The sequence below is a fragment of the Lysinibacillus capsici genome (assembly GCF_003367505.1).
GTDB classification, from domain to species: domain Bacteria; phylum Bacillota; class Bacilli; order Bacillales_A; family Planococcaceae; genus Lysinibacillus; species Lysinibacillus capsici.
This window is the reverse complement of sequence record NZ_PXXX01000012.1, coordinates 16150-28833: the sequence shown is the minus strand read 5'-3', so window position 1 is coordinate 28833 and position 12684 is coordinate 16150. Positions and strand designations below refer to the sequence as shown.

At 41.9% G+C, this 12684-nt stretch carries 14 protein-coding genes; 2 read left to right on the top strand and 12 right to left on the bottom strand.

Annotation, left to right across the window (positions count from 1 at the left end):
• The first annotated feature begins 100 nt into the window (after window positions 1–100).
• Both C7B89_RS11020 and C7B89_RS11015 read left to right on the top strand, forming a co-directional pair.
• A complete protein-coding gene (locus tag C7B89_RS11020) occupies window positions 101–958 on the top strand; it encodes a LysR family transcriptional regulator (protein WP_115673718.1) in 858 nt (285 codons plus the stop codon).
• Window positions 959–1067: 109 nt separating this feature from the next.
• The gene (locus tag C7B89_RS11015) at window positions 1068–1937 is read left to right on the top strand and encodes a DMT family transporter (protein WP_048390652.1); all 870 of its coding nucleotides are present in this window, start codon (window positions 1068–1070) and stop codon (window positions 1935–1937) included.
• 34 nt (window positions 1938–1971) lie between these two features.
• Here C7B89_RS11015 and C7B89_RS11010 read toward each other — a convergent pair whose 3' ends face one another.
• From C7B89_RS11010 to C7B89_RS10955, 12 genes are all read right to left on the bottom strand, one after another.
• Window positions 1972–2961, bottom strand: a complete 990-nt coding sequence (locus C7B89_RS11010; protein WP_054548761.1) for a sensor histidine kinase — start codon at window positions 2959–2961, stop codon at window positions 1972–1974.
• Window positions 2958–3629 (bottom strand): response regulator transcription factor, encoded by a 672-nt coding sequence (locus C7B89_RS11005; protein WP_115673717.1) that lies wholly within the window; start codon window positions 3627–3629, stop codon window positions 2958–2960. The genes C7B89_RS11010 and C7B89_RS11005 overlap by 4 nt, the downstream gene beginning before the upstream one ends.
• A gap of 2 nt (window positions 3630–3631) precedes the next feature.
• Window positions 3632–4615, bottom strand: coding sequence for an alpha/beta hydrolase (locus tag C7B89_RS11000; RefSeq protein ID WP_115673716.1), 984 nt, complete (start codon window positions 4613–4615; stop codon window positions 3632–3634).
• Window positions 4616–4741: 126 nt separating this feature from the next.
• Window positions 4742–5161 carry a DUF1801 domain-containing protein gene (locus C7B89_RS10995; protein WP_004228761.1) on the bottom strand — a complete coding sequence of 140 codons (420 nt, stop codon included), beginning with the start codon at window positions 5159–5161 and terminating at the stop codon, window positions 4742–4744.
• 41 nt (window positions 5162–5202) lie between these two features.
• The gene (locus C7B89_RS10990; RefSeq protein ID WP_115673715.1) at window positions 5203–7014 is read right to left on the bottom strand and encodes an ABC transporter ATP-binding protein; all 1812 of its coding nucleotides are present in this window, start codon (window positions 7012–7014) and stop codon (window positions 5203–5205) included.
• On the bottom strand, window positions 7011–8744 hold the full coding sequence (locus C7B89_RS10985; RefSeq protein WP_048390642.1) for an ABC transporter ATP-binding protein: 1734 nt from the start codon (window positions 8742–8744) through the stop codon (window positions 7011–7013). The genes C7B89_RS10990 and C7B89_RS10985 overlap by 4 nt, the downstream gene beginning before the upstream one ends.
• Window positions 8745–9179: 435 nt before the next feature.
• A complete protein-coding gene (locus tag C7B89_RS10980) occupies window positions 9180–9866 on the bottom strand; it encodes a hypothetical protein (RefSeq protein ID WP_066038515.1) in 687 nt (228 codons plus the stop codon).
• The gene (locus C7B89_RS10975; protein ID WP_048390640.1) at window positions 9863–10357 is read right to left on the bottom strand and encodes an ECF transporter S component; all 495 of its coding nucleotides are present in this window, start codon (window positions 10355–10357) and stop codon (window positions 9863–9865) included. The genes C7B89_RS10980 and C7B89_RS10975 overlap by 4 nt, the downstream gene beginning before the upstream one ends.
• Window positions 10358–10388: 31 nt before the next feature.
• Complete coding sequence (locus C7B89_RS10970) at window positions 10389–10781, bottom strand: bifunctional adenosylcobinamide kinase/adenosylcobinamide-phosphate guanylyltransferase (protein WP_048390638.1); 393 nt, start codon at window positions 10779–10781, stop codon at window positions 10389–10391.
• Window positions 10733–11329, bottom strand: a complete 597-nt coding sequence (locus C7B89_RS10965) for a histidine phosphatase family protein (RefSeq protein ID WP_115673714.1) — start codon at window positions 11327–11329, stop codon at window positions 10733–10735. The genes C7B89_RS10970 and C7B89_RS10965 overlap by 49 nt, the downstream gene beginning before the upstream one ends.
• Entirely contained in the window at window positions 11302–12078 is a 777-nt protein-coding gene (cobS, locus tag C7B89_RS10960) for an adenosylcobinamide-GDP ribazoletransferase (protein WP_115673777.1), read from the bottom strand. Before cobS ends, C7B89_RS10965 begins: the two co-directional genes overlap by 28 nt.
• Before the next feature lie 20 nt (window positions 12079–12098).
• The gene (locus C7B89_RS10955; RefSeq protein WP_115673713.1) at window positions 12099–12674 is read right to left on the bottom strand and encodes a bifunctional adenosylcobinamide kinase/adenosylcobinamide-phosphate guanylyltransferase; all 576 of its coding nucleotides are present in this window, start codon (window positions 12672–12674) and stop codon (window positions 12099–12101) included.
• Window positions 12675–12684 lie beyond the last annotated feature (10 nt).

Below are 12684 nucleotides of genomic sequence, written 5' to 3'. Positions count from 1 at the left end.
CCTTTTCATTATCTAGAGTGTACGTGGACAGCTAGCGTACGTAAAATGGAGGAAAATGATAGCGGCTATTAAAAAAATCTATAGGTATGTGAGGAACAACATGAACATTGAAGAAATTGCCTTAAAAATGGAGCTTTTAGAGAGGCAAAACTTGAGTAAATCGGCTGAAATCACCAATTATACACAATCTGCCTTAACAGCAAAGGTGAAAAAAATGGAGCGTGAAATTGGGCAGGACGTCTTTAAACGAACACCCCAAGGCTTAAAGCTGACAGAGGTAGGTCAACATTATTTACAGTTTTTAAAGAAAGTTGCCGAGCAGTATGAAGACTTTTTACATACCATCGGCCCTACACAAACGAGCATTTTGGTTGGTACATCTCATACAACCATAAAAATATATGGACCATCCATCATGAACGCACTGCAAACTAGTCGAAGTCCGATAGATGTTGATTTCACTGTGGAATCAAGTACAGCCTTAAATCACAAAGTTCATCTGGCGGAAATAGATTGTGCATTGACAAGTAATCCAATCAAGCATTATAGCGATCTACACTATGATGTACTAGCCACAGAGACGTTTGAAGTTATCTCAAGCTCCGCTCATATCATTGACTTTGATCAACGAACACCTGTCACATTGCTTGTTTTAAGTAAGGGCTGCATGTATACCCATGCATTAGCACAATGGCTCACTGACAAGCAGGTACCTTTTACGATGAAGGAAATTAAATCAGTTAGTAGTATTTTAGATTTTCTTGAAATCGAGCATACATTGGCTGTATTAAATACCAAATTACTAGCACTTTATCCTTGTCCCGACCTGCATTTTTATGATTTAGATGGGCTTCACAGTGTGATTGAAACAGTTTATATCTATAAAAAAGATGACAGTAAGCAGCCCTTCATCCTGCAATTAAAACAGGTCATTGAATCCTTGCTTGAGCAGAATTAGCTCCATAAACCTATTTTGTGCTAATATTCTAAAAACCCTATATTATTCATGCGGACTACACTATAATAGGTTTGTCATTATTAATCTTGTAAATGCTTAGGAGTACATCATGTTTTATTACATCTCGTTATTTTTTGCAGTATTTGCATTATCTACCTCAGCAATCTTTGTTAAGCTAGCTGATGCACCACCAGCGATTACAGCCTTTTATCGACTATTTTTTGCAATGCTAGTTCTTCTTCCATTTTTATTGGCACAGAAGAGCTTGCGGCAGGAGCTTACAAGTCTCTCGAAAAAACAATGGGGACTCGGCATTTTATCAGGCTTATTTTTGTCCTGTCATTATGTGTTATGGTTTGAATCATTAAACTACACATCTGTGGCTAGTTCAACCGTTATTGTGACACTACAGCCACTATTCTCTTTAATAGGCAGCTATTTTTTATTTAAAGAGCGATTTTCAAAAGGAGCGATTGTTGGCTGCTTCGTAGCGATCATCGGCTGCTTCATTATTGGCTGGCAAGATTTCCAGATTAGTGGACAAGCCCTTTATGGCGATATTCTTGCCTTTATTGCGGCAGGTATTATTACAGCCTACTTTTTTATTGGGCAATCAGTGCGCAAGGATTTATCGCTCATTCCCTATTCTATTATCGGCTATGGCAGTAGCTCGATCTTTTTAGCCGTTTATGCCCTCTTTATGAAAGAATCGTTTTTCGATTATTCAGCCTCCACTTGGTGGTCCCTTGTAGGGCTGGCTGTCATTGCAACGATTTTCGGGCAAACCATTTTTAATTGGCTATTGAAATGGTTAAGTACAACGGTGATTTCCATGAGTATTTTAGGCGAAACAATCGGCACATGTATATTAGCTTATTTTATTTTAGATGAGATGATTTCCGTTCAACAGGGGATCGGTATTGTGGTCATTTTACTAGGACTTGCCCTGTTCTTACTACAGCAACGAAAATCAGTGTAAAATAAAAAACAACGGCAAAGGCTGCCGTTGTTTTTTATTGGTGTGTAAAGTAGAAGGTCGTGCCATTTTTGTTTGATTGTAAGGAAGCTTCGATATTCAATGTTTTAGCAATATCCTGAATGATTTTAAGCCCAAGTCCGCCATGCTCATCTTCCGTCGTAAAGCCAATACCATCATCACACATGACAACTTGCCCGTCCTTAATCGTCACCTCTAGCTTGGATGCTTGGGCATGCTTTAATGTATTTTGAAAGACATTATCGAATAAACGCTGTAGCCACAATTCATTGCTAAGCCAAGCTGCTTGTAAATCATCGTGCTGAAAATGCAGCGTAATATTCTGCATGCGATATAGATACTGCCACTTCTTTATCATCATTTGTAACAATGGGACAAGTTGAACCTCCTCCTGCATGACATAGGACTGTTCACTTGTATCAAAGGACTGTAACTGAAATGCATTAGTTAAATTCGTGATATATTGAATTTGTGCATGTAAGGATTCCACCAATTTGGGCTGCCCCTGTAGCTGATCCTCTAGATAAAACAGCTGCAAACGGATAGCCGTTAACGGCGTATGAATGTCATGTCGCAACTTTTGTAGCAACTCTTTTTGAAGCTCCTGCTGCTGGGCAAGCTCTAATTCTCGGTAAGTTGTACGTTCAATTAAAAGATTGACAGATTGGCTAAGCTGTCCAATTTCATCCTCACTTTTTATCGTTAACGTGTCAGGTATTCGCTCATTACTTGCTAGTTCTCGTATTGTTTTATTAAGTAGTGTAATTTTGGATAGTAACGAATGAATCGATGTGGAAAATAGCCATGCGAGCATTCCTAACGCTAGCACAAACGCAATCAGCATCACAGGATAGGCATAGGACTCATGAAACGGAATGCCGTCATTTTTCATTTTAAAGGCCTTGTCATACAAAATTGACATGGCCACACTAATGCCTAATAGTACAACAGGCACACTCCCAATGGCTACAAATAACAAAGTACGGTATTTTGTTTTTAAGGTCATTTTTTATTATAGGTATTTAAACGATACCCTTCTCCATAAATATTTTGCACAATAATGCCTGCTGGGTCTTGTAGCTTTGTTCGAATTTTTTTAATATGGACATTCAAAATATTATGATTGCGTTCATCAAGTGGCCAAAGATAATCAAAAAAATGTTCCTTTGTTAATACTCGATCTCGATTGTCAAATAAATAAAAGAAAATTTTTCGCTCAATCGCTGTTAGGGCGATTTCATCATGGATGCTATGATGAAATACTTGACGGCGCTCCCCATCGATCAATAAATGCTGAATTTGCGTAAGTGTACCATACTGTTGTGCTAGCATTTTTTGCATTCTTAGCAACAGCTCTCGCGGATCAAATGGCTTTGTCAGGTAATCCTCGCCGACCATCAACCCCTCTAGCTTACTTTCAATATCATTACGTGCCGATAGAAAAATGATTGGAATATTTAAGCCTAAACGTTTAATATTTTTGCTTAATTGATAGCCATCCTCTCCTGGCAGCATAATATCCATTATGACTAAATCCACCTGCTGAATCAGCGCCATCATATCCTTGCCATCTGTTTTCCAGATTGCCTCATAGCCCTCACGCTGTACTATTTTTTGCAGTAGATCACCAATCATGTGATCGTCTTCTATAATTAAGATTCTAAATCCTTTCATACTTATCGACCTTTCTCATCACCCGTTGTTTTCATAAATTCCATTGCCAGTTGATAGATTTCATCTGGCTGATAGAGATAAATACTATGTGTCCCACTGACCTCTTTCACCTGTGCATAAGTGAATTGCTTTGCAAAGTCAGCATAATCCTGCCGATTTTGCTTCGTATATTTCGAATATTTGTTTTCTTCCGCAATCGCATCAATCAGTAAGATAGGCGTGTCTTGCGGCTTTTTGAGCTGTTCTGATTGTAAACTATTTTCGTAGACCTGCAACAGCTCATTTTGCATATCTTCATTAAAAAATTGCTTAAAGGACAACGCCTGATAGATTTCCTTTTCCTGTGCTGTTAAAAACGACATTTGAAGTACTTGCGGATTATAGACCTGTGTTGGCAAAAGTCGATGTAAGCCGAGTTTAGTAGCGAGGTGCATGCCTCTCACCCTCCAACGATCGACCGTCCCCATTTTATGCTTTACATATTGACTAGGTAGGCCAATGTCTAGCGCGATGATGCCCTTTACTTCCTCTGGGTATTTTTGCGCCCAGTAAATGGCCTCTAGCCCTGAAATGGAATGTGGCACAAGGACATAGGGCGGTTCAAGCCCACTTTGCAGAAGTGCCTGTCGTGTTTGCGCTAAAATCGTATCGATTCCTCTATCATCATGGGCTACGTCGCTATAGCCATAGCCAGCTCGATCCACTACTGCAATTTGATGATGCTGTGAAAACTTACGATACAGCCCTTTTAGCTCATATACGGGTGCTGCGATACCTGAGCCAGCCATAAAAATATATGTATCCTCGCCAGCCCCCTCCTGATAAACATGGAGATTGTGACCATCTACATTGTTTAATGTGCCGTTAGGTTGTAAAATAGCTGACTCCTTCTGTATTAAGCTATAGTGATAAATACAAATTATCACCATTCCAAGCACAATCAATACCCCCATATAGACAATCATTTTCTTTGCTTTCTTTTTCATACGTATCTCCTCTTTTCGTTGATACTTGCAAGGATACACGGTAAAAATAAATTTCTACTAAACTTTTGAAGAAAATAGATAAATTTCATACAAAAAAGCTACCTAACTAATAGGCAGCTCTCTTGATTAAGCATCTGGATAGGTTTTTCGTAAAAAATCGATCGTTTGTTGTATAAGGGCTTTTAAGATGTCTTCATTCACATCAGCTAGCTTATTAATATAAACGCAGGCTTTTCCTGTTGTGTGTTTACCAAATTGTTGTAATAGTTGCTCTCGTTCATCCCCTGGAGCAAAATATAAGCTAATTTTCGCTTTGCGAGGGGAATAGGCAGCTAGTGGGGCATCCCCTTCATGGCCTGTTTGATATTTGTAATGATATTTACCAAAGCCTATAATACTCGGTCCCCACATTTTGGCTTCATAGCCTGTGACCTCTGTAAAAATGTCCAATAATCGATAGGCGTCTTCTCGCTTTTTTGGATGGTCTACACTTTCAATAAATTCAATGACACTTACATCGGTTTCTTTGGTCTTTAATTCATACATGTCAATCCCTCGCCTTCTGGAAGATGTACCTTTATTATTCCCTATTCTACCTGCTCTAACAATAGTTTTTGTTGAAGATTACGATAGATTCCCTGCTGCTGCATCAGCTCTTGGTGATTGCCCTGCTCGACAATTTCTCCCTGCTGAATCACGAGGATTTGATCGGCATTTTCGATTGTTTTCAGACGATGGGCAATGACAAAGCTTGTGCGTCCCTGCATTAAATGCTGTAAGCCTTTTTGAATATCGACCTCTGTTTGGGTATCCACGCTAGATGTCGCTTCATCCAAAATTAAAATATCTGCATTCTCTAATATCGCACGGGCGATCGCAATAAGCTGACGCTGCCCCTGACTTAAATTGGCTCCTCCTGCCTGCACGGGTGTTTCGTATTGGGCAGGTAAATATTTTATAAAATGATGGGCATTCGCGATTTTTGCCGCTTCCACAACCTCTTCATCTGTCGCATCTAGCTTACCAAAGCGAATATTTTCACGAATCGTTCCCGAGAACAAATAGGTGTCCTGTAAAACCACACCAACTCTTTGGCGAATCGTCGCCATCTGATAGTGTTCAATATTATGCCCATCAATTAAAATCTCACCTTGATCGACGTCATAAAAACGTGTTAATAAATTGATAATCGTTGTTTTGCCTGAGCCTGTTGGGCCAACAAGAGCAAATGTCTCTCCTGCCTTGGCATGGAAGTCAATGTTTTTTAACACAGGCTTATTTGGCTCATAGCTAAATGATACTTGCTTGAAAACAACATCCCCCTTGAGCGATGCCGTCTTGATAGCACTAGGCTTGTCGGCTACCTCTGAGGGTTCATCTAGTATCTCAAAAACACGCTCTGCCCCAGCAATAGCAGACTGGAAGGTGTTTAATAGATTAGATAGCTGATTAAGCGGACGGAAAAATTGCCGTGTATAGGTCACAAAGGCGGCAATAATCCCCACTGTAACAATACTCTTTACTGCTAAAAAGGCACCTGTTCCGATGACGATGGCAAGGCCTAAATTATTCATAAAGTTATTAATCGGACCTAGTAAGCCAGAGGTAATTTCTGCTCGTTGGGCAGAGTTTCGTAGATTTTCATTTTGCTGATGGAACGTATCAATCGTTTGCTGCTCCCTACCAAAAAGCGTAAGTACCTCCGAACCTGTAATCATTTCCTCAATATAGCCGTTGAGCTTCCCGAGATCTCGTTGTCGTGCTGCATAATTTTTACTGCTGCGTTTAATGATTTGCTTGGTTGTGAAAACGATCAGCGGAATAATAATCAATGTCACGATTGCTAATTGCCAGCTTAATGTAAACATGGCGATACTGACACCGATTACAGTTAAAATGGATGACACGATTTGCGTAACACTTTGCGCAAGTGCTGTATTTAAATTATCAATATCGTTGGTCACACGGCTCATTAAATCCCCAAGTGCACGCTGATCAAAGAAACGTAATGTCAGTGTCTGAAGTTTTTGAAATAGTTCCAGACGCAATGTCCGAATGGTTTTCATCGCCACATGAATCATGACATAGGTTTGCAGCCATGTCAGAATAGAGGCTACTGAAAAAATAACGGCCAACAGGATGCCTAAACGAATCGTTCCGTCGATATCCTTTTTCATAATATAATCATCAATAATATGCCCAATCATATAGGGCCCCGCAAGGCTTAAAAAGGTCGAGGCAATGACAAAAAAGATAGAGAAAAACAGCCCTATTTTTTGTTGCTTGACATAATGCCACACACGTGACAATGTCTCCCTTTGATTTTTCGCCTTCTCAGCTGGTCCTACCATACGCGGTCCACGTCCAAAATTCATTTGCTTTGGTTGACCTTGACTCATCCTTGTTCACCAGCCTTTTGCTGTGACGCATAAATTGCTTGATAATGCGCATTTGATTGTAGAAGCTGCTGATGGGTTCCTTGCCCAACAATGTCGCCATCCTCTAGTACCAAAATAACATCTGCCTGCTGAATGGAGGCAATTTTCGACGCTACGATGAAGGTCGTTGTGTCTTGATAATAGGTGGCAATAGCTCGCTGCACTTGTTGTTCTGATGCACTATCTAACGCTGACGTTGTATCATCCAACACCAAAATAGCAGGCTTTCGAATAAACGCACGACTTAATGCAAGGCGCTGCTTCTGCCCACCCGAAAGATTCGTAGCACCCTGTGATAATTCATGTGCTAAGCCCTTATCAAGTCGCTCTACAAATTCACTGGCGCAGGCCGCCTCTAATGCCTGCTGTATGTCCTCAGCTGTAGCATCATCCTTACCGAGACGAATATTTTTTTCAATCGGTCCTGAGAACAATAATGCTTTCTGTGAGGTAAATCCGATATGCTCACGTAGGGTTGCGAGTGAGTAGGATTTTAGTGGTTTTCCGTCTATGCGGATTTCGCCACCAGAGGGATCAAATAAGCGAGGTAATAGCTTCACCAGCGTCGATTTACCACTACCTGTTTTCCCAATAATACCGACCGTTTGCCCTGGTTTCACCGAAAATGAAATCTTTTTGAGGACATCCTCAGCTGTTTCATAGTAACGATAGCTCACCTGATCAAAGTCAATGGCCCCTTTTATTGGATCGGTCAGCGCATGTTCCGCTTCCTTAACAGCAATCTCTTTGTTTAACACGTCCACAATGCGTTCTCCTGAAGGCAAGGCTCGCGCTATCTGCATCAGCACCATACTAGAGGACATCAGTCCATTTAAAATAATCGTTAAATAATTGATGAATGCAAGAATAACGCCCACTTGCAGCGTACCCGCGTCTACCTTAATGGCTCCAAGCCAAAGCGCGGCTACAATCCCTAGATTGACAACAAACATCGTAAAGGGTACAAGCACGCCGACAATTTGCTCAGCTGTAATAAAACGTTTCGTCAACGCCTCATTTAATTCTCCAAACTGTGCTACCTGCTGTGTTTCACGGCGAAAGGCTTTAACTACACGAATACCCGCCAAATTTTCCTGTAGCTTCGTATTGACGGCATCAATGGCCTCCTGAACACGACGATACAATACACCCGAATACTTCGTAAAAAAATACATCGCTATAACCAACAATGGTACGATAATGAGCAATATGGAAAAAAGCTCACGTGCTGTGACAAACACAATAATCACTGCGCCGATAAAGAGCAAGGGCCCACGCACAAAAATACGCAGCGTCATCATAAAGGCACGCTGAATACTTTCCACATCACTCGTTAAAATCGTAATCAGCTTCCCCGTTGTAAAAGCATCTCGCTCCTTGGCTGAGTAAGTCATCATCTTCTCATAAAGAGCCTGTCGAATATCCGAGGCAAAATGAATCGCCGCCTTCGAGCTATAATACGAGCAACCAACCCCACCAATAAGTCCGAGCACTGCACTGCCAAGCATCCACACAAACATATTCAATACGTAACGATTATCCCCATTGGCAATCCCCGTATCAATCATATGTTGCATGATGGTCGGCTGAATTAAATCCATCGTCACCTCTAGCACCATCAATAACGGTGCAATCAGCGTGAAAAATTTATAAGGCCCCAAATACTGCCCTAATTGTTTAACTGCCTGCATACATTCGACTCCGTTCTATTTAAATCCCATTCGTTCCTTATTATAACTGAAAATCATTCCCATTTGATAAATAATTTTTCGGGTCTCGTAATATTATTGGAGTGGTTTGATTGTGGTGTAGTGTCTTCATAAGGAGAAAAAATCTAATTTCTAAGCAGATTTTGGAGGGTGGTGAATTTTTAAAGCGAAGTTCCACTTCTTATGAGCGGGTTTCATTTACTTTGGAGCGGGTTGCCCTGCTGAAGAGCGACTTCCTCACACTACAGAGCGGGCCTATTCCTTTACAAGCAACAGCCAGCTACTTTAGATTCAGCGTCATCCTGTCAATAAGTAAGGAAATACCCAGAGCAAGAATCATATCGAAGTAAAATAACACTTGCTCTGGATTATCTAGCCCTGTCCCAAGCTGCGATCATTTGCTCAAAACAAGCCCCATCACTTTTCAGAAATGCGTAGTTTCTCAAAATTTCGCAGGAAAATTTTTTGTGCCTGTGACTCATTGTCTGGAGCAATGCCTAGCAAAATGACTGTACAGGGGCCTGCTGATTTTGCTCCATCAAGAGCGCATTCCACATGTCGCTCCCCAAACAGACGGGCAAATTCTCCTTGCAGCCCCCTTGATCCGACTGGCCATACTTGCTGAACAATTTCTGACTGCCATGCCTTGAAAACAGGCAGCAACTGCGCCACATCTTCAGGCTGTGCCAACACCTCTTCACCCACAAGCGGCAGGCCATAGGTGTACCAGCTAAGCTGATCGTGGTCAAATGCTCGACGCTGCTGCTGAATTTCTCCAAGCATTGTAACAGCTAAGCCTGACTGCAATGTGGGCATATTGGATTCCGTACTCCCCGTAATGGCTGGGCATGTAAGACCTGCCTCTGTAAACACTTGCTGTATACCTTTTTCATAGCGAGACCATGCGGCATCTCCAGAAAAATTCGCAAGTAGAACTTGAATAGGTAGTGCCTGTGCAGCAAGCTGTTCTAAAAACGTTACACGGGCTGTCATGTAGGCTGTCAATTGGTCTGGTGCCGACACAACATCTTGCGGTTTTTGTCCAATGGCTGCGGCATTATCCATGGTCGCAATGAATGCCCCTACTTTCATCGCATTTCTCACTGTGCACGACCTTCCTTACGCACAAAAACCTTTGATAGGACGGGCATTACTACCGCAACAATGATTAAATTGATCACCGTTGCCATTAGAATACTACCTAAAGCACCCCAGAAAAATGCTGGACTAATAATAAAATAAAATGGTAGTGGCGCAACAATACCATTTAATACTAAGGCAACTGGCCATTTCCAAAAGTGCATGCCTTTTTTATGCATCACCCCAAAGACCCATACGACAATCAACATTTCTACCGCAATAATAATATGTAAAGGTCCTAGGGGGAATCCAGATGTTAATGCTGTAATAAAATGGCCGATTAATCCAGCAACCCCTGCTAAGATGGGGGATAGAAAGACAACACCTAAAAAGGCAGGAGCCGAATCCAGTGCAGCCGTTGAAATAAACGCTGGTACCTTAATCATTGCTCCTACTGCACAGATGGCCGCTACCATCGCCGTCAAAATCAATTTTCTTAATTTTTGTCGTTCCATTTCATTCCCTCTTTTCTGTTGAATGTCTACTTTACTTCAATGGCTCAGCTATTCCATACCAAATCCGTACAACTTGCTCCGCTTCCTTGAACAAAGCTTGATATAGTCGACCACAGGTATCACGTAGCTGTCGGGCTTGTTTTTCCATTGGCACAACCCCACGCCCCATATCCGTCACAATAAGTGCGAGTGTACAATGGTGTTCAAGCTCTTGTAATGTGGCTAGCACCTTTTGTACGATTTGTTCATCTTCCTCCAAGTTTTGTGTCACAAGCCATTTTTCTAAGTTCTTTAGGACAAGGACATCACAGGCGGGCGCTACCTCAGGTAGTTCGCCAGCAATCATAACCATCTGTTGCGGTTCATACAAGCGCCTCACATAGTCGGTTTTGCCGTTATAGGCACCTCCGATAAAGACATGCATCTTGCTCCCTCCTCCCAAGCCTTTCTTGTAAATGTTAAAACAAATTGTTTATCATGTGGCACTTGATAAGACCAAAAGGGCTGTTCTGTTGGCGCAAAGGCAACAAGTAAGGCACGAATAACCCCACCATGAACCACTAAAAAATAGCTATCCTCATTTTTCGGTAAATAATGAAATCCATCTACAACACGTTTCATAAAATCATCGAATGCCTCACCTTGTGGAGGGGGTGTACGGATTGGATCATCTATCCATGCCCGATAGTGAGCATCCATTTTTAGCTCCTCATAGGTTTTCCCTTCGAATGCACCAAAGTTCGTCTCTCGAAGGGATGCCTCTGCCTGGTAGCTAGCATTGGGAAAATAATGAGCAGCCGTTTGTCGACAGCGCTGTAGATCACTGCCATATACCTTTTTAACGAATGCATCTACAACAGCAAGCTTGGCTGTATCTGCTAATGGTGCGTCCGTCCACCCAAGGTAACGCTTTTCAAGATTCTCTTTAGTAGGCGCATGCCGTATTAAGCACACAGTAACAATGTCACCCATAGCACAACCTCCATCCCTTCAATGGAGGCACCCAGTAAATCGCCAGATACTCCACCAAAATTACGCAACGTAAATTGTCGAAAAATAAAAAGTGCAATGGCTAAAACGACGACTAGGACAACAGGAAGAAGTAAGAACTGCGTGCTGATAAAAATAACCGTCATCGCCAATACGAGCGATAACAGCATGATCACTTTTAATCGATTAGCATTCATATGAGACTTAAAAAAATAAGCAAGACCTTTTTCCTTTGAGCAATGGAGTGACATAAAATAAAAGCTCATGCCCACCCTTGTTAGAAATGGAATGAATATCACCATCCACAAGTCGAACTTCTGCTGCACTAAAAGCTCATGTAGAATAACAAATTTCCCCATTAATAAAAACACCACAGCCAATACTCCGAACGCTCCCACACGGGGGTCATCTAAAATCTCCAATCGTTTTTCTCGATCTCGATAGGAAAAATAGGCATCGCCCATATCAATAAAGCCGTCTAAGTGCAAACCACCTGTCCATAAAGCAAATAGCCCTATCACAGTGAAAGCTAGCATCACTTCACTGCTGGCTGTCCACTGCATAAGACTATAAAGCACAGCTGCCACCGTTGTTCCCATTAAAGCACCTATCCACGGTAAGCAAGCAAACATGCCTGTGATGGTGGACCTTGTTAGCGGAAGCTCTTTATGTACTGGCAATACCGTAAAAAATTGAAATGCCAGTAGGAGGCTATGCCAAAAATTTTTCATCCTCTTGCCTTCCTTCTTGATTATTTCCATCTCTTTACAATGCCATAGTTCATTTCATAGGCCTCCTGTGCCATAGAAACCAACCATTGATGGAACTGTCCGAGCGTTCGTCGGTATAATTCTACTTTATCACTAGCATAAGGAGGTTCATCAAACAGTTCATTGGATACCACAAAAAAAGTCAAATCCTTCTTCAGTAGTGATTGGATCGCCTGCTTGACGGCCTGTAGCTTCTTAGCTAAACAACCAGGCTGTTGTAAACAGGGTGTCCCCTTGTCATAGCCTTCGTAAAAAGCATTGGTCAGCCAAGTTGTCACGCAATCCCACAGCACCACATCTCCATCCTGAAGTGTCTCAAATACTTCAGAAATTGCATAGGGAGCCTCCACCGTCAGCCATTGTACAGGCTGTGCCTGGCGATCTGCCTGATGCCGTAAGATTCTTTTTTCCATTTCATGATCTAAGGCAATACCCGAAGCCAAATAGAGCAAGCGTTTCGCTGTACATGCCTGTGCCTCATAATGCTGAAGCGCTGCTTGCTCGGCAAAATGGGATTTACCACTACGTACACCACCTGTAATAAAAATAAGCGCCATGTAGGACACC

Coding starts and splice junctions, on each gene's coding strand:
- C7B89_RS10970 (WP_048390638.1), bottom strand. CDS start 10,781: ATGCATGTCTTTATCGGAGGTGCCTATAACGGCAAAACCGACTATGTG.
- C7B89_RS10965 (WP_115673714.1), bottom strand. CDS start 11,329: ATGGGTGACATTGTTACTGTGTGCTTAATACGGCATGCGCCTACTAAA.
- C7B89_RS10990 (WP_115673715.1), bottom strand. CDS start 7,014: ATGAGTCAAGGTCAACCAAAGCAAATGAATTTTGGACGTGGACCGCGT.
- C7B89_RS11010 (WP_054548761.1), bottom strand. CDS start 2,961: ATGACCTTAAAAACAAAATACCGTACTTTGTTATTTGTAGCCATTGGG.
- C7B89_RS11005 (WP_115673717.1), bottom strand. CDS start 3,629: ATGAAAGGATTTAGAATCTTAATTATAGAAGACGATCACATGATTGGT.
- C7B89_RS10995 (WP_004228761.1), bottom strand. CDS start 5,161: ATGTATGAATTAAAGACCAAAGAAACCGATGTAAGTGTCATTGAATTT.
- C7B89_RS10955 (WP_115673713.1), bottom strand. CDS start 12,674: ATGGCGCTTATTTTTATTACAGGTGGTGTACGTAGTGGTAAATCCCAT.
- cobS (WP_115673777.1), bottom strand. CDS start 12,078: ATGAAAAATTTTTGGCATAGCCTCCTACTGGCATTTCAATTTTTTACG.
- C7B89_RS11000 (WP_115673716.1), bottom strand. CDS start 4,615: ATGAAAAAGAAAGCAAAGAAAATGATTGTCTATATGGGGGTATTGATT.
- C7B89_RS10985 (WP_048390642.1), bottom strand. CDS start 8,744: ATGCAGGCAGTTAAACAATTAGGGCAGTATTTGGGGCCTTATAAATTT.
- C7B89_RS11015 (WP_048390652.1), top strand. CDS start 1,068: ATGTTTTATTACATCTCGTTATTTTTTGCAGTATTTGCATTATCTACC.
- C7B89_RS11020 (WP_115673718.1), top strand. CDS start 101: ATGAACATTGAAGAAATTGCCTTAAAAATGGAGCTTTTAGAGAGGCAA.
- C7B89_RS10975 (WP_048390640.1), bottom strand. CDS start 10,357: ATGGAACGACAAAAATTAAGAAAATTGATTTTGACGGCGATGGTAGCG.